This window comes from Hyphomicrobiales bacterium (genome assembly GCA_016125495.1).
In the GTDB taxonomy this organism is placed as follows: domain Bacteria; phylum Pseudomonadota; class Alphaproteobacteria; order Rhizobiales; family RI-29; genus RI-29.
The window spans coordinates 22110-35305 of the sequence record WGLQ01000010.1 but is presented as its reverse complement, the minus strand read 5'-3'; the positions used below and the strand labels follow the sequence as shown (position 1 = coordinate 35305).

Sequence of the window (13196 nt, the reverse complement as noted above, 5' to 3'; positions counted from 1 at the left end):
TCGATCGCGTTGGCCGGTTCCACCGCTTCGCTCCGCCGCGTGCGCGGCTGCGCTCGGCGCCGGAACCGGCTAAGGAAGACGCCTAGCAGTGTCAGGGATGCTGTCGGTCCAAATTGTCAGGGATGTGCCCGGTCGTTCAGTGCGCTGCCAACTCATTTTGGCTGAAGCGGCTGCTTATTGTCACTGTGACTGGAAACAATCGATCAGGTGATTTGCATGATAACGCACAAGACTGAATCTGTCGGGGTGTGAAAATCGATAAAAAAACCTTGACATTTCCGAAATCAAATCGCTTGGTGCGTTCGCGTCGGTTGCGTAGCGCCAGTATTTCTTGCTCCAATCCAATGTGTGCTTTGTTTCGTCACTTCGTGGCGCGTGGTCGAGGTGAAGGATGGGGGCAACTTCGCTGTACTCTAGCGTGCCCGTCTTTGCCTTTTTTGTAGAGCTCTGGATGTTTCAGCTTAAGAATGGTGAGTCCGGCAACGAGCGGTGGGCAGAACATAGTGCTATTGTCGGCGATCGAAAACGAAAGTGCAATTATTGTGTATAATCTGTCCAGGTCCCGCAACGTCAAGGTGGAGTGTTGGGCGTACAGATCCAGGAGATCAAGAATATGCTCCGAATTGTCCCGATGATGACCGGGAAATTCAAGGTTGCAAGCCAGATATCTGGCATACTTCCTGATCGCGGAGTTTCTCTTGTGCTCGCTCGCATCGAATAGCGGAACTGTCACGTGAATGAACTTCTGCAGATAAGTTGTGGCATCGATGTCCCCTCCATAGGTCGCGCGCACGCTGGTCCGTAGCTGCGCCAGGTGCGCGCCCAAGACGAATTGCACGTTGGGGACCGAAAGCACATGCTTTATTCTCTCGAGCAATGCAAGCGCGAAGGGAGGGGTGCATCGATCCAGTTCATCGATGATGAAAACTAAAGGTTTGAGGTCGGCGGGATCATGCTCGGTTTCATTCGAGAGTGCTGGCGCCAAGGATGACAACGCTTCCCGAAAGGATTGAAGGGTAATCTTTTGTTGCTCCGCCTCCACCAATAAGGTCTCAATATATTTTTCGGTCAAGGTTGTGGCCTCATCTGCAATTGCAGAGGACATTTTTTTTTGCAAGCTCTCCTGCGTCAACCACATCGACCGCTCCCAATGTGGCTAGCCTGACGCCGACTTTGGCGCTGGAGCGCAGCAACACTTTACCTGTATCAACTGCGTGTTTGTAGTATTTCTTGTATGCAGGTGTGTTTTGAATTTTGTGTTCCTTGGCTAGGGAAACAACTTCGCTTGCGAGCGCGACAAACGCATCGGCTTGAAAGTCGTTTGCAAACGCATCAAAATATATTACTGGCAAGCCCCTCTTGCGGAGTTCGCCGGCCCACATTTTTAGAAATACCGTTTTTCCGCTCCCCCCATTCGGAATCTATTGCAACTACCATGGAATCACGGACGGATGAAATAAGTCTGGTGAGGTTGCGCCCGAGTTCGACTCGATTGAAAATGTCAAGTTCTGGGTTGAACCCGTCGAGTTCGCCTATTTCTGGTTCGGGAACGAAAATGCGCATGTGGTTGTTGGGTTCCAATCATACGTAGTTATTTTCAGAGATTCGAATGAGGTTGCAGCAGATTAATTTGCGGGTCAATGGTGCCGGAGGCATGACCACAGGTTTTCCAAGCCCACCACCCCCCCCCCCATCACTCCTGATGGCTCGCCGCCCGCCGGCCGCGTCGTGGAGCAGCTACGCTCGCGGCCGCGTCGAAGTGCGCGGCAAGGCGCGCCCGCGCGAGTTGCCCGGCCGCCAGGTCCCAGCAGTTGACGATGGCGAGGCGAAAGCCTCCCGAAGGCATCGCGTGCCAGCGCGCGGGCTGCTCCTCGTGAAAGGTGATCTGCACGCTCGAAATGCCGGGCGCTTCGAGGATCGAATTCGTCAAGGCCTGCGGCGGATGCCGGTAGCGCCGCCCGTGCTCGCCGAAGAGGGCGAGACTGTAGCCGTCCCGCCGCTCGCCCTCTTCGAGGCACCACCGGCCGCTGGCATAGAGGCCGATCAAGGCCTCGACCCAGCCCCGCCCGCCATAAAGGTCCGGCCATTGGTCGGCAAAGCGCAGGTGTACTTCGATGATCCGCCCGCCGATCGTCTCGAGATTGACCATCCCCGTATAGTCGCCGAGGTGCGCGGCGAGCCATCGGGAGCAATAATCCTCGAGCCCGGGCCGGGCCTGCCCATGCACCGTCCAGTAGTCGAAGCGCCCGCCCGCCAGCGGCAAGCCGACCGCATGGCGCCACCAGCGGGGCCGGCCCGCCTCGATCACCACGTCGCTGGAGACGTGCTCACCCTCGAGCAGCGGCATCCAGAAATGCCCCGGCCGCTGGCGGGCACGGTACTCGCGCGCGCTGCGCAGGACGCGCGAGCCGACGCTCATGCCGCGCAAATTGACGATCGGCTTGGAGAACACCGGATAGGCCGGCGGCTCGAGCCCGTGCGGGCCGCAGACGAACCCCTGGCTCTCGGCGACGCGCAACTTGTCGTAGACCCAGCGGTGGGCCGGATTCCAGCGCCAGGCGTCGGCGTCCTCGGTCGGGATGAGGACGTCGTCGGGGCACGCGATGCCCGCGAAGTATTGCAGACGCCAGGGATCGGCCTCGCATATCGGCATGCCAGGAGGATGGACCGGCCGGCTCCGCCCGGCAAGTCCGCCCACCCGATGCAGGCCCCCTCGCGGGCATCGCGACCCGCGCGCCTTTTCTGGCCATCGCGGCGCGATTGCCCTATAAGCCCGCACCAGGAATGCCTGTGGAGAACCCGGTGCCTGCGATGCGGCACGGCCCGGATGTACGGAAGGACACGACATGGCCAAAGGCAAGGTCAAGGATTGGTCGCCCGAGAGCTGGCGGAAAAAGCCGATCGTGCAGGTGCCGGACTATCCGGACGCCGCCGCGCTCGCCGACGTCGAGGCAACGCTCGCGACCTTTCCGCCGCTCGTTTTTGCAGGTGAGGCCCGCGCCCTCAAGCGCCAGCTCGCGGACGTCGCCGCCGGCCGCGCCTTCCTCCTCCAGGGTGGCGACTGCGCCGAGAGCTTCGCCGAGCACGGCGCCGACAACATCCGCGATTTCTTCCGCGTCTTCCTCCAGATGGCGGTCGTGCTGACCTATGCGGGCGGCTCGCCCGTGGTCAAGGTCGGGCGCATCGCCGGCCAGTTCGCCAAGCCGCGCTCCTCGCCCAACGAGAAGAAGGACGGCATCGAGCTGCCGAGCTATCGCGGCGACATCATCAACGGTCCGGCCTTCGATGCGGCATCGCGGCTGCCCGATCCGACGCGCCAGCTCAAGGCCTACCGCCAGTCGGCCGCGACGCTCAACCTGCTGCGGGCCTTCGCGACCGGCGGCTTTGCCGATCTCGAACGCGTGCACCAGTGGAACCTCGGCTTCCTCAAGGGCAGCCCGGCGGGTGAGCGCTATCAGCAACTCGCCGACCGCATCTCCGATGCGCTGCGCTTCATGCGGGCTTGCGGCATCACCGCCGAGCGCACGCCGGAATTGCGCTCGACCAACCTCTATACGTCGCACGAGGCGCTGCTGCTCGGCTACGAGCAGGCGATGACCCGCGTCGATTCGACCACCGGCGAATGGTACGCGACTTCGGGCCACCTCGTCTGGATCGGCGACCGCACCCGCCAGCCCGATCACGCCCACGTCGAGTATTTCCGCGGCATCCGCAACCCGATCGGGCTCAAGTGCGGGCCGAGCCTCGAGCCGGACGGTCTCCTGAAGCTGATCGACATCCTCAACCCGGACGACGAGCCCGGCCGCCTGACGCTCATCTGCCGCTTCGGCGCGGACAAGGTCGAGCAGCACCTGCCGGGGCTCATCCGGGCGGTGGAACGCGCTGGGCGCACGGTGGTCTGGTCGTGCGACCCGATGCACGGCAACACGCTTTCCTCGAACACCGGCTACAAGACCCGGCCCTTCGATCGCATCCTGCGCGAGGTGCAGCAGTTCTTCGACGTGCACCGCGCCGAGGGAACGCATCCGGGTGGCGTGCATGTCGAGATGACGGGCAAGGACGTCACGGAATGCACGGGCGGCGCCTCGCCGGTGCTCGAGGCCGATCTCTCGGACCGCTATCACACGCATTGCGATCCCCGCCTCAACGCCGATCAGGCCCTCGAACTCGCCTTCCTCATCGCCGAACGCCTGCAGAAGGAGCGCGACGACGAGTTGGCCGTGGCGGCCAGCGGCGCCGCCTGAACGAGGAGGCTCGCCGGCCACGTCCGATGAACGTGGCCGGCCGGCGGACCCCGGACCCCTGGCGGCGGACGGACGCGCTTAATGCCCACAAATCGGCCAACGGTTAGGATACTGTTTTCCATGCCGGGCGGGTGATCGAAGGGCGCGAGCGATGCGTGTGGGCGAAAAGCGGCTGACGCCGGAGCGCTATTCGAGAACCGAGGCGGCGGGCGAGGCCCCGGATTGGCCGATGCCGGTCGCCGATTTCCTGGCCGGCCATCATCTCGAGCGTGCCGACGTTTTGCTCTCGCGCCGCCACGGCAGCCTCTTTTCGTGGGCCATCCGTCGGTTGACGAAGAGCCAGTTCTCGCACGCCGGCCTCGTCTTTCTGGTCCCTCACCGTGAAGCCGAGTTCGACGGCACCTTCATCATCGAGGCCGGGACGAAGGGCGTCGATCTCACCAACCTCGCCGAATACCTCAACGACCGCGCCTCCGTCGTCGCCATCAAGCGGTTTCGCTCCATTCCCCGCATCCACCATGTCGCGTCCGGCCAGCGCCCCGAGGCCTGGTTCAACGACGAGGTGCAAAAGCGCGTTCGCGGCCGGCTGCTCAACTCGATCAAGGCCGATTACAGCTACCGCACGGTGTTCTCGATCCTGCGCAGCCTGCTCGACCGTGCCTCGTTCACCGTCGCGAGCGGCATTCGTGGGCGCAAGGCCGCCCTTGAGAGCCGGCGGCGGCGGGGCTACAAGGCGCCGAATGCCTACATCTGCTCGGGGCTCGTCCAACTCGGCTTCCTCGATGCCGTCGTCGACCTGGTGCGGCGCGGCGTCCTGCCGCCGTCCGCGGTCCGTGAGGTCGTGTTCGACCGTGAAATGGCGACCATCCTGCCGCAGGACTGGTCCGCCTTCGATCGCCGCGAGGTGCTCGATATCATCGACCAGTTCATGGAGGGCTGGTCCGAAGAACTCAACGCGATCAAACCCGTCGACCTCGCCCGTACCCTCCAGCTCGAATGGCGCTACGTCATCGTAGATGGCTGGGCGCATCGCGTGCGGTCCTATGAGGAAACCTACGAACTCCTGCGCTGGTCGCCGAACGGCGGCACGCGCGTGCGCGGTCCGCGCCGCACCGCGAGCGCGCAGGCGGCCGGCCCCGCCGGCGATGCTCGGCCGCCCGCACGAAGCGGGGGTCGGCCCCCGGCCGCGTCACCTCGCGGCGCGCGCGGCGCCCGGCCCGAGCTGCCGGAAGCGGCGGTCTCGCGCACCCGGGAGGAGCGCCGGGGCACCCGCTCCTTGGCCGGCACCGACCGCCCGCCGCAAGGTGGAGCGACCCCGCGCGGACGGTTGTGATTTCGCCCTCGTCGTGCTTAGCGTGCCGCCATGACCGACACCCTTTCGATTGCGCTGGCCCAGCTCGATCCGACGCTGGGCGACATCGATGGCAACCTCGCCCTCGCCCGCCGCGCTCGGGCGCAGGCCGCAGCTGGCGGCGCCGATCTCCTCGTCCTCCCCGAGCTCTTCCTCACTGGCTATCCGCCCGAGGATCTCGCCCTACGCCCGGCCTTCTCGGCGGCCGCCCGGGCCGCGATCGAAGCGCTCACCGCCGAGACCGGCGATGGCGGCCCCGGCGTGCTGATCGGCACGATCTGGCGTGAGGGCGGCGACGTCTACAACTCCGCCGCGCTGATCGACGGCGGCGCCCTCGTCGGTGTCCGGCACAAGGTCGACCTGCCGAATTACGGCGTCTTCGATGAAAAGCGCATATTCACGCCCGGCCCGATGCCGGGGCCGATCAGCTTTCGTGGCGTGCGGATCGGCGTGCCGATCTGCGAGGACATCTGGAGCAGCGACGTCGTCGAATGCCTGGAAGAGACCGGCAGCGAGTTTCTGATCGTGCCCAACGGCTCGCCCTACGACCGGGGCAAGAGCGACGAACGCACGAACGTCGCCGTCGCTCGCGTCACCGAATGTGGCCTTCCGCTCCTCTATCTGAACCAGGTCGGTGGCCAGGACGAATTGGTCTTCGACGGCGCCTCCTTCGTGCTCAATGCGGACTGCTCGCTCGCCGTCCAGATGCCGACCTTCGAGAGCGCGATCGAGATCGTGCGCATGAAGCGCGAGGCGGGAGGGTGGCGGGCGGCGACCGGGGGGCGGGCGCTGGCCGGCGAGGAGGATGAGGAGGTTTATCGCGCCTGCGTCCTCGGGCTTGCCGATTATGTCGCCAAGAACGGCTTTCCGGGCGTCGTCCTCGGGCTTTCCGGCGGCATCGACAGCGCGCTGACGGCGGCGATCGCGGTCGATGCGCTCGGACCGGACCGCGTGCACTGCCTGATGCTGCCCTATCGCTACACCGCGCGCGAGAGCATCGAGGATGCCGCCGCCTGCGCCGAGGCGCTCGGGGTCCGCTACGACGCCCTGCCGATCGCCGGCCCGGTCGAGGCATTCGGCGCCACGCTCGCCCCGCTCTTTGCCGGCCGCGCGCCGGACGTGACGGAGGAGAACCTGCAATCGCGCGTGCGTGGCACGCTGCTCATGGCGGTCTCCAACAAGCTCGGCTCGATGCTGGTGACGACGGGCAACAAGTCCGAGGTGGCGGTCGGCTATGCCACCCTCTATGGCGACATGAACGGGGGATTCAACCCGATCAAGGACCTCTACAAGACGGAGGTTTTTCGCCTCGCGCGCCTGCGCAACCGCATGGTGCCGAGGGGAGGGCGGGGGCCGGCGGGCGAGGTCATCCCGGAGCGGATCATCACGCGGCCGCCGACGGCGGAACTGCGTGAGAACCAGAAGGACGAGGACAGCCTGCCGCCCTACGAGCAGCTCGACGACATCCTGCGGGCGCTGGTTGAGGAGGAATTATCGCTCGCCGACGTCGTCGCCCGGGGGCATGCACCCGAGGTCGTCGCCAAGGTCGCCCGCCTCCTCGATCTCGCCGAATACAAGCGCCGGCAGGCGGCTCCCGGCGTCAAGATTTCCCGCCGCAACTTCGGGCGTGAGCGCCGCTACCCGATCACCAACCGCTTTCGCGAGCGTCTGGATTGAGCCAGCGAGCGACGCGGTGACCTCGGACCACGCGCAACGCGCCATTGGCGTTGCCGGGGCCAGAGATGAAAATCAAGGGTGAAGTCGTCCAGGTCGCGACTTGTACTGAGGCAACTTCCAGCCGAAGATGATTGCTCCGCTGCGAATTACAAAAGCGAGGAAAAAGCCGGCGCCGGCGGAAACCATGAGGGGCAGACCCGCCACTTGAGCGACGGCGAACACGGTGGCACCCGCGACGACCGCCGAAACGTAAATTTCCTTCCGCAGTATGATGGAGGGTTCGTTCGCCACCACATCCCGCAGAATGCCACCGAGCGTTCCGGTCAGCATGCCCATGACGACGGCCACCATGGGCGAACCGGTTACCTCGAGCCCCTTGTGGGCTCCGAGGACGCCATAGGCGGCGATCGCGATCGCATCCAGCCATAGCAACCACCGGTAGCGCGACTCGAGCAGATGCGCCGCGAAATAGGTGCCGATCGCCGCCACCGCGCAGACCGCAATGTAAAGATGCTCCTCGACCCAGAAGACCGGGACGCCGAGGATCAGATCGCGCGCGGTGCCGCCGCCGATGCCGGTCAGCGTGGCGAGAAAGACGAAACCCATTATGTCGAGCTGCTTGCGCGAGGCAGAGAGGGCCCCGGTCGCAGCAAAGAGGGCAACGCCGGCATAATCGAGAAGGACGAGTGCGTTCATCGAGCGGTCCTGTCGAGCATGGGAGAAGCGGGCCGTAATGATCCGATGTGCCGCGGCATGCGGCAGGTCGCAAACTGGTCGACGGAATTCGATTTTCGCGGTCCTGGTCGTGCACGGCACGCGCGTCGCCGACCCGACCGGATTGCCCCGAGCGCTGGCCCCTACCGGCCGCCGACTAGCGACGCGCGCCGGTTCCCTCCTTGCGCATGAAGACGACCGGCATGTCGATACCGCCGAGCAGCGGTGTGACGCCGCGCGAGGTGACCGCGTAGCCGAGCCGCTCGAAGATCGGAACCGTGTTGAGTGTCGCTCGCACGGAGTATGAGTGAAAGCCGGCCGCCGCCGCGCGCCGCTCCGCCCCTTCGACCGCCGTGCGCCCGATGCCCAATCGGCTGAAGACGGGGTTGACGAACACGAAGGCGATCCGTGCCGACTTGCCCTGATCGTCCCCCGGTGTCCAGCCGCCGGTGGCAAGCAGTGATTTGTCCAGCCAGACCCCCCAGACGTCCGCCTGCATGAGCTGATCGGTGTAGGCCGGCGTGTTGACGTGGGCAGCGAACGCCTCGGTGTGTTCGGCGTCGTGAAGGGCACCGCCCAGTTTGGTGAACGCGGTGATATGCAGGTTGTGGACCTCGGCTATATCGTCCTCGGTGATGGCGCGGGTGGTGGCGAGTTCGAGCACGCGTGCGCCGGGCGTGGTTTTGCCGCTTCCGGAGTTGCTGTCGCGCCGCCCGCTCATGCCCCCTCGCCGTCTGCATCGGGCTGCCAGCCTCGGCGCGGGGGCCCACCCCGGCCAGAACGGCGACCACGCGAAATCCTATGCCGGGCGAACGTGACCCACAAGCCGCATCGACGGCTCGAACGATCGCCGGATCATCTGGAGGCAGTGCAAGTGCGGCATGTTGTCGACGCGGCGAGCTGCGCTCGTCACACTAACCGGCGGTCCCCGGTGCCCGGGGGCGCACTGGCACGTCGGTCTCCTCGGTGCCCTCGAGCGGTTCGAGAGGGACGATGGTGACGCTGTCGGGGTCCTGCTGGTCGAGCCCGTAGGACGGCAGTTCCTCGGTGACCACGCCAGTCGGTGGCGCCGTGTCCTCGTCACCTTGCGGGGCGGCGGCCGCTTCATCGGAGGATTGCGGTTCGACCGGCCCCGGACCGAGCGGATTGACGTAATTGGGGGCCGGCGATTGGTTGGTGCGGGCCGCGGTTCGTGATCCGCTGCGTGCGGTGTCGATCTTCGTGCTCGCGACCTGTTCGGGGTCGTAGAGCGCCTGACTGCACGAGCAGCCATTCACCACCTGTTTGCGGTAGACGAAGGCGGTCTCGAGTTCCGAGTAGGGCCGCCCGTCGAGCGAGATCATCTGCTCGACCTCACCGCCCGGGTTTCGGTAGACGAAGAGCTGCGCCGGCGCCGCACAGCGCGACTGACAGACCTCCGTGTCATTGCCGAAGCGGTTCGGCAGGGTCTGGAAGCTGACCGGGAAATAGTAGCCATCGCAGAGCCTGACGCACATCGTACGGTAGGTGGCGTCGGCGAGGATGCCGGTTTCGGGCGCCAGCGTGCGCGGCGCATTGTCGTAGTAGTCGTTGCCGCCGCCGAAGAAGCCGCCGCCGTCGCGCCCGAACAGCGCCCCGAAGGGGTTGAACGAGGGCTGACGCACTTGGCGCGCCTGCTGCTGGTAGACCTGCCCGCAGCCATTGCGAGCGAGTTCGTTGATGAGCTGCTGGCGCCGCCGATCGGCCGAGCCGGAACGTGCGTCGCGGATCGATTCGATATCGCGGTTGACCGCCTCGAGCCGGCGCCGGGTCTCGTCGTGTGCCTGAGCGATCCTGAGGCAGCGGGGCGTGCGTCGAAGTTCGCGCGAGAAGATGAAGAACTCGAAGCAATCCGCGCGCTCGAGGTCGCTCTGGCCCTTGTTGAAGGCCCGCTCGAGCTGGCGCTGTTCGGCATAGAGCTTGGGCAGCGACTCCTGGCCCTGCGACTGCAGTTGTCGGATGGTGACCATCTCGCGCTCGAGGCGCAGACAATGGCGCTCGCGGTCCGAGAGCTGGCGCTGGGGTGCGTTCGTGTCGAAGCCCGTCTGGGCATTCGCCGCTCCGCCGGAGGCGAGCACACCCGCAAGCAAGCCGGCGAGCGCCAGCCAACGCCGGCGAGCGCGAACGGGCCGACGCTCACGCAAAGCCTGTGAGGGCATGGGTTCGGCGCCTGTGGTGCGCTGCTGGCCTCTCATGCGCGGGGCAACCTCTCTCTTGATGCGCATCGCTCGCAAGCAACCATGACTATAGCGCAATCGCGAGCGAATTCGGGCAGCCCTTGGTCTTGCCAACATGGAATGTAGATGCCAGAGCCAAGGCCGTCACCTGCCGGACTGGCCGGCCAAGGCACGAGCCGCTGGTGATCCGGCGCGGTCCGGTGTCCGTTCGTTCGGCCTCGCCGGCCCCGGGGGAGCTGGTTTGCCTCTCGCTATCGGCAAGAAGTGGTAGGATCATGCAGGAAGATCAAGTCTCTCGGGCGATGGCCGCCCTCCTGGAGGCTCGTCGCACGGTGCGCCGGATCGAAACGCTGCCCGAGGGCGCCCGACCGGCGACGGTCGCCGATGGCTACCGCGTGCAGAAGGCGTTCATCGAGGCCTGGGCCGAGCCCGTGGTCGGCTGGAAGGTCGGCGCGACGAACGAAGCTGCCATGCAGCTCTTTGCCATCGACACGCCGTTCCTCGGTCCGATTTTTTCCAGTGGTGTCCACCTTTCGCCGGTTCAGTTGGACCATCGTGCGTTTCATCACTATTGCATCGAGGCCGAATTCTGCCTGCGCATCGGCCACGACCTGCCGATTCGCCCGGGCGGCTATGGCCGGGCCGAGATCGCCGAGGCGGTCGATGCCGTCGTTCCGGCGTTCGAACTGGTCAGCCCGCGCTATGAGGCGATCCCGAAGGGCAACGCGCCGTTGGCGATCGCCGACTGCGGCCTCAATGGAGCGCTGGTGATCGGCGAGGCGGTCTCCGACTGGCGCGGCATCGATTTGGCGGCCGCGCCCGTCGAGCTTTTCGTCGCTGGGGCCTCGGTTGCGCGTGGCACGGGTGCGCTGGCGCTCGGCCACCCACTCGCGGCCCTCGAGTTCACTGTCGCCGAACTCGCCCGCCACGCCCGCCATCTGAGGGCCGGCGACCTCATCGCGACGGGTACCTGCACGGGCGTGCGCTTCGTGGCGGTCGGCGAGGAGTTGGTTGCCGACTTCGGTGTGCTCGGCCGCATCGAGGCGAAATTCGTCTGAGCCGCCCCGACGGGCGATCGAGAATGAAAGGACTGGCCCCATGAGCCGGGCGTTGGAGCTGCAGCTTTACAACACGCTGACGCGGCGCAAGGAGCGTTTCGAGCCGATCGATGCCGGCAACGTGCGCATGTACGTCTGCGGCCCGACCGTTTACGACTATGCCCACATCGGCAATGCCCGCCCGATCATCGTCTTCGATCTGCTGTTCCGTCTGCTGCGGCACGTCTACGGGGCGGAACACGTCACCTATGCCCGCAACATCACCGACGTCGAGGACAAGATCAACGATCGCGCCCGCGACGAAGGCACCACGATCTTCGAGCTGACGGCGCGCACGGCCGCCCAGTTCCACGCCGACATTGCCCACCTCGGTGTGCTCGAGCCGACGGTCGAACCGCGCGCGACAGGCCACATCGAGGAGATGAAAGCGCTCATCGAGGACCTCATTGCGCGAGGCCATGCCTACGTCGCCGAGGACCACGTGCTCTTTCACGTCCCCTCCATGGCGAGTTACGGTCGACTCTCCAACCGCAGCCTCGAGGAGATGGAGGCGGGCGCCCGCGTCGAGGTCGCGCCCTATAAGCGCGACGCGATGGACTTCGTCCTCTGGAAGCCGTCCGAGGCGCACGAGCCCTCCTGGCCCTCGCCTGCCGGCATCGCGCGGCCCGGCCGTCCCGGCTGGCACATCGAGTGCTCGGCCATGGCCGGCCGCCATCTCGGCAAGGTCTTCGACATCCACGGCGGCGGCATCGATCTCGTCTTTCCCCACCACGAGAACGAGATCGCGCAGTCCTGCGGGGCCCACGGCACCGACACCATGGCGCGTGTTTGGATGCACAACGGCTTCCTCCAGGTCGAGGGGGAAAAGATGTCGAAGTCGCTCGGCAATTTCGTCACCGTCCACGAGATGGTCGAAGGCGAGAGCTTCGGCGGCACCCGCTGGCACGGGCTGGCGCTGCGCCTCGCGATGCTCCAGACCCACTACCGCCAGCCGCTCGACTGGACCGTCGAGCGCCTTTCCCAGGCGCGCGCCACGCTTGCGGACTTCGCCGACATCTGCGCCAGCGCGCCGGCCGACGGCACGCCGAACGCAGAGGTGCTTGCCGCCCTCGCCGACGATCTCAATACACCGAGTGCGATTTCCATCCTGCACGGCATCGCCAAGTCGGCCCGCAGGGGGAACGCGGAGCGCGCCGCCGAATTGCGCGCAACCCTCGTCTTCATGGGCCTTTACGGCGGGCAAACGCGCGACGACATTCGCCTCGCGCCGCCCGCATCCGCCGTCGATGCCGAAAAAATCGAGGCTCTGATCGCGGCTCGCACTGCCGCCCGCAAGGCGCGCGACTTCGCTGCCGCCGACCGCATCCGCGACGAACTCGCCGCCATGGGCATCGCCATCAAGGACGGCCCGGCCGGCACTACGTGGGAGGTCGCCTCGTGAGCGATCCTGGCGCGCTGCATCCCGAAGGGAGCCATTCCGGCGGCTGCCAGTGCGGCGCCGTGCGCTTTCGTGTCACCGGCCGGCCGGGGGAAAGCTCCGTCTGCCACTGCCGGATGTGCCAGAAGGCGTCGGCCTGCCACGCCCTCGCACTCGTCAGCGTGCGCGGCTGCGATGTCACCTGGACGCGCGGGGCACCCGCCTGGTTCCAATCCTCGAACGCGGCGCGTCGGGGTTTCTGTGCCGGGTGCGGCACCCCGCTCGCCTACGATGCGCCGGATGGGCTCGCCCTTGCCGTCGTCACCTTCGACGACCCGGACGCATTTCCGCCGACCGTTGCATTCGGTGGCGAAGGCAAGCGCGCCTGGGCGGATGCGCTCTGCACCTTGCCCGAGCGCCAAACGATGGACGATGTCGCCGCGGCCCCGTTCCTGGAAGGCCTGATCTCGCATCAGCATCCGGACCGCGACACCGAGACCTGGTCGGGCGAGCCGGCCGGGCCCGCCTGACGTTTGGCGG

11 protein-coding genes and 1 pseudogene are annotated in these 13196 nt (G+C 66.1%); 6 read left to right on the top strand and 6 right to left on the bottom strand.

Annotated elements, in window-relative coordinates; all coding sequences use genetic code 11:
- Window positions 1–361: 361 nt before the first annotated feature.
- The 3 genes and pseudogenes from GC150_09960 to GC150_09950 form a co-directional block, all read right to left on the bottom strand.
- Window positions 362–1138: a hypothetical protein gene (locus GC150_09960; GenBank protein ID MBI1385223.1), complete on the bottom strand. Its 777-nt coding sequence runs from the start codon at window positions 1136–1138 to the stop codon at window positions 362–364.
- Window positions 1083–1382, bottom strand: a complete 300-nt coding sequence (locus tag GC150_09955) for a hypothetical protein (GenBank protein MBI1385222.1) — start codon at window positions 1380–1382, stop codon at window positions 1083–1085. The genes GC150_09960 and GC150_09955 overlap by 56 nt, the downstream gene beginning before the upstream one ends.
- A gap of 383 nt (window positions 1383–1765) precedes the next feature.
- Window positions 1766–2653 (bottom strand): annotated as a pseudogene (locus GC150_09950) (hypothetical protein).
- A 193-nt stretch (window positions 2654–2846) separates the two neighbouring features.
- Here GC150_09950 and GC150_09945 point away from each other — a divergent pair.
- From GC150_09945 to GC150_09935, 3 genes are all read left to right on the top strand, one after another.
- A complete protein-coding gene (locus tag GC150_09945; protein ID MBI1385221.1) occupies window positions 2847–4244 on the top strand; it encodes a 3-deoxy-7-phosphoheptulonate synthase class II in 1398 nt (465 codons plus the stop codon).
- A 151-nt stretch (window positions 4245–4395) separates the two neighbouring features.
- On the top strand, window positions 4396–5577 hold the full coding sequence (locus GC150_09940; GenBank protein ID MBI1385220.1) for a hypothetical protein: 1182 nt from the start codon (window positions 4396–4398) through the stop codon (window positions 5575–5577).
- Window positions 5578–5607: 30 nt separating this feature from the next.
- Complete coding sequence (locus GC150_09935) at window positions 5608–7272, top strand: NAD+ synthase (protein ID MBI1385219.1); 1665 nt, start codon at window positions 5608–5610, stop codon at window positions 7270–7272.
- 72 nt (window positions 7273–7344) lie between these two features.
- Here the strand turns inward: GC150_09935 and GC150_09930 are convergent, their stop codons facing one another.
- The 3 genes from GC150_09930 to GC150_09920 all read right to left on the bottom strand — a co-directional run bounded on the left by GC150_09930 (window position 7345) and on the right by GC150_09920 (window position 10298).
- On the bottom strand, window positions 7345–7968 hold the full coding sequence (locus tag GC150_09930) for a trimeric intracellular cation channel family protein (protein ID MBI1385218.1): 624 nt from the start codon (window positions 7966–7968) through the stop codon (window positions 7345–7347).
- A 175-nt stretch (window positions 7969–8143) separates the two neighbouring features.
- Window positions 8144–8707, bottom strand: a complete 564-nt coding sequence (locus GC150_09925; GenBank protein ID MBI1385217.1) for a GNAT family N-acetyltransferase — start codon at window positions 8705–8707, stop codon at window positions 8144–8146.
- Between the two features lie 193 nt (window positions 8708–8900).
- Window positions 8901–10298 carry a DUF2865 domain-containing protein gene (locus GC150_09920; protein ID MBI1385216.1) on the bottom strand — a complete coding sequence of 466 codons (1398 nt, stop codon included), beginning with the start codon at window positions 10296–10298 and terminating at the stop codon, window positions 8901–8903.
- A 158-nt stretch (window positions 10299–10456) separates the two neighbouring features.
- Between GC150_09920 and GC150_09915 the strand changes: the two genes are divergently transcribed.
- The 3 genes from GC150_09915 to GC150_09905 all read left to right on the top strand — a co-directional run bounded on the left by GC150_09915 (window position 10457) and on the right by GC150_09905 (window position 13186).
- Window positions 10457–11239, top strand: coding sequence for a hypothetical protein (locus GC150_09915; GenBank protein MBI1385215.1), 783 nt, complete (start codon window positions 10457–10459; stop codon window positions 11237–11239).
- A 40-nt stretch (window positions 11240–11279) separates the two neighbouring features.
- Complete coding sequence (locus GC150_09910; protein ID MBI1385214.1) at window positions 11280–12680, top strand: cysteine--tRNA ligase; 1401 nt, start codon at window positions 11280–11282, stop codon at window positions 12678–12680.
- 113 nt (window positions 12681–12793) lie between these two features.
- Window positions 12794–13186, top strand: coding sequence for a GFA family protein (locus GC150_09905; GenBank protein MBI1385213.1), 393 nt, complete (start codon window positions 12794–12796; stop codon window positions 13184–13186).
- The last annotated feature ends 10 nt before the right edge of the window (window positions 13187–13196 follow it).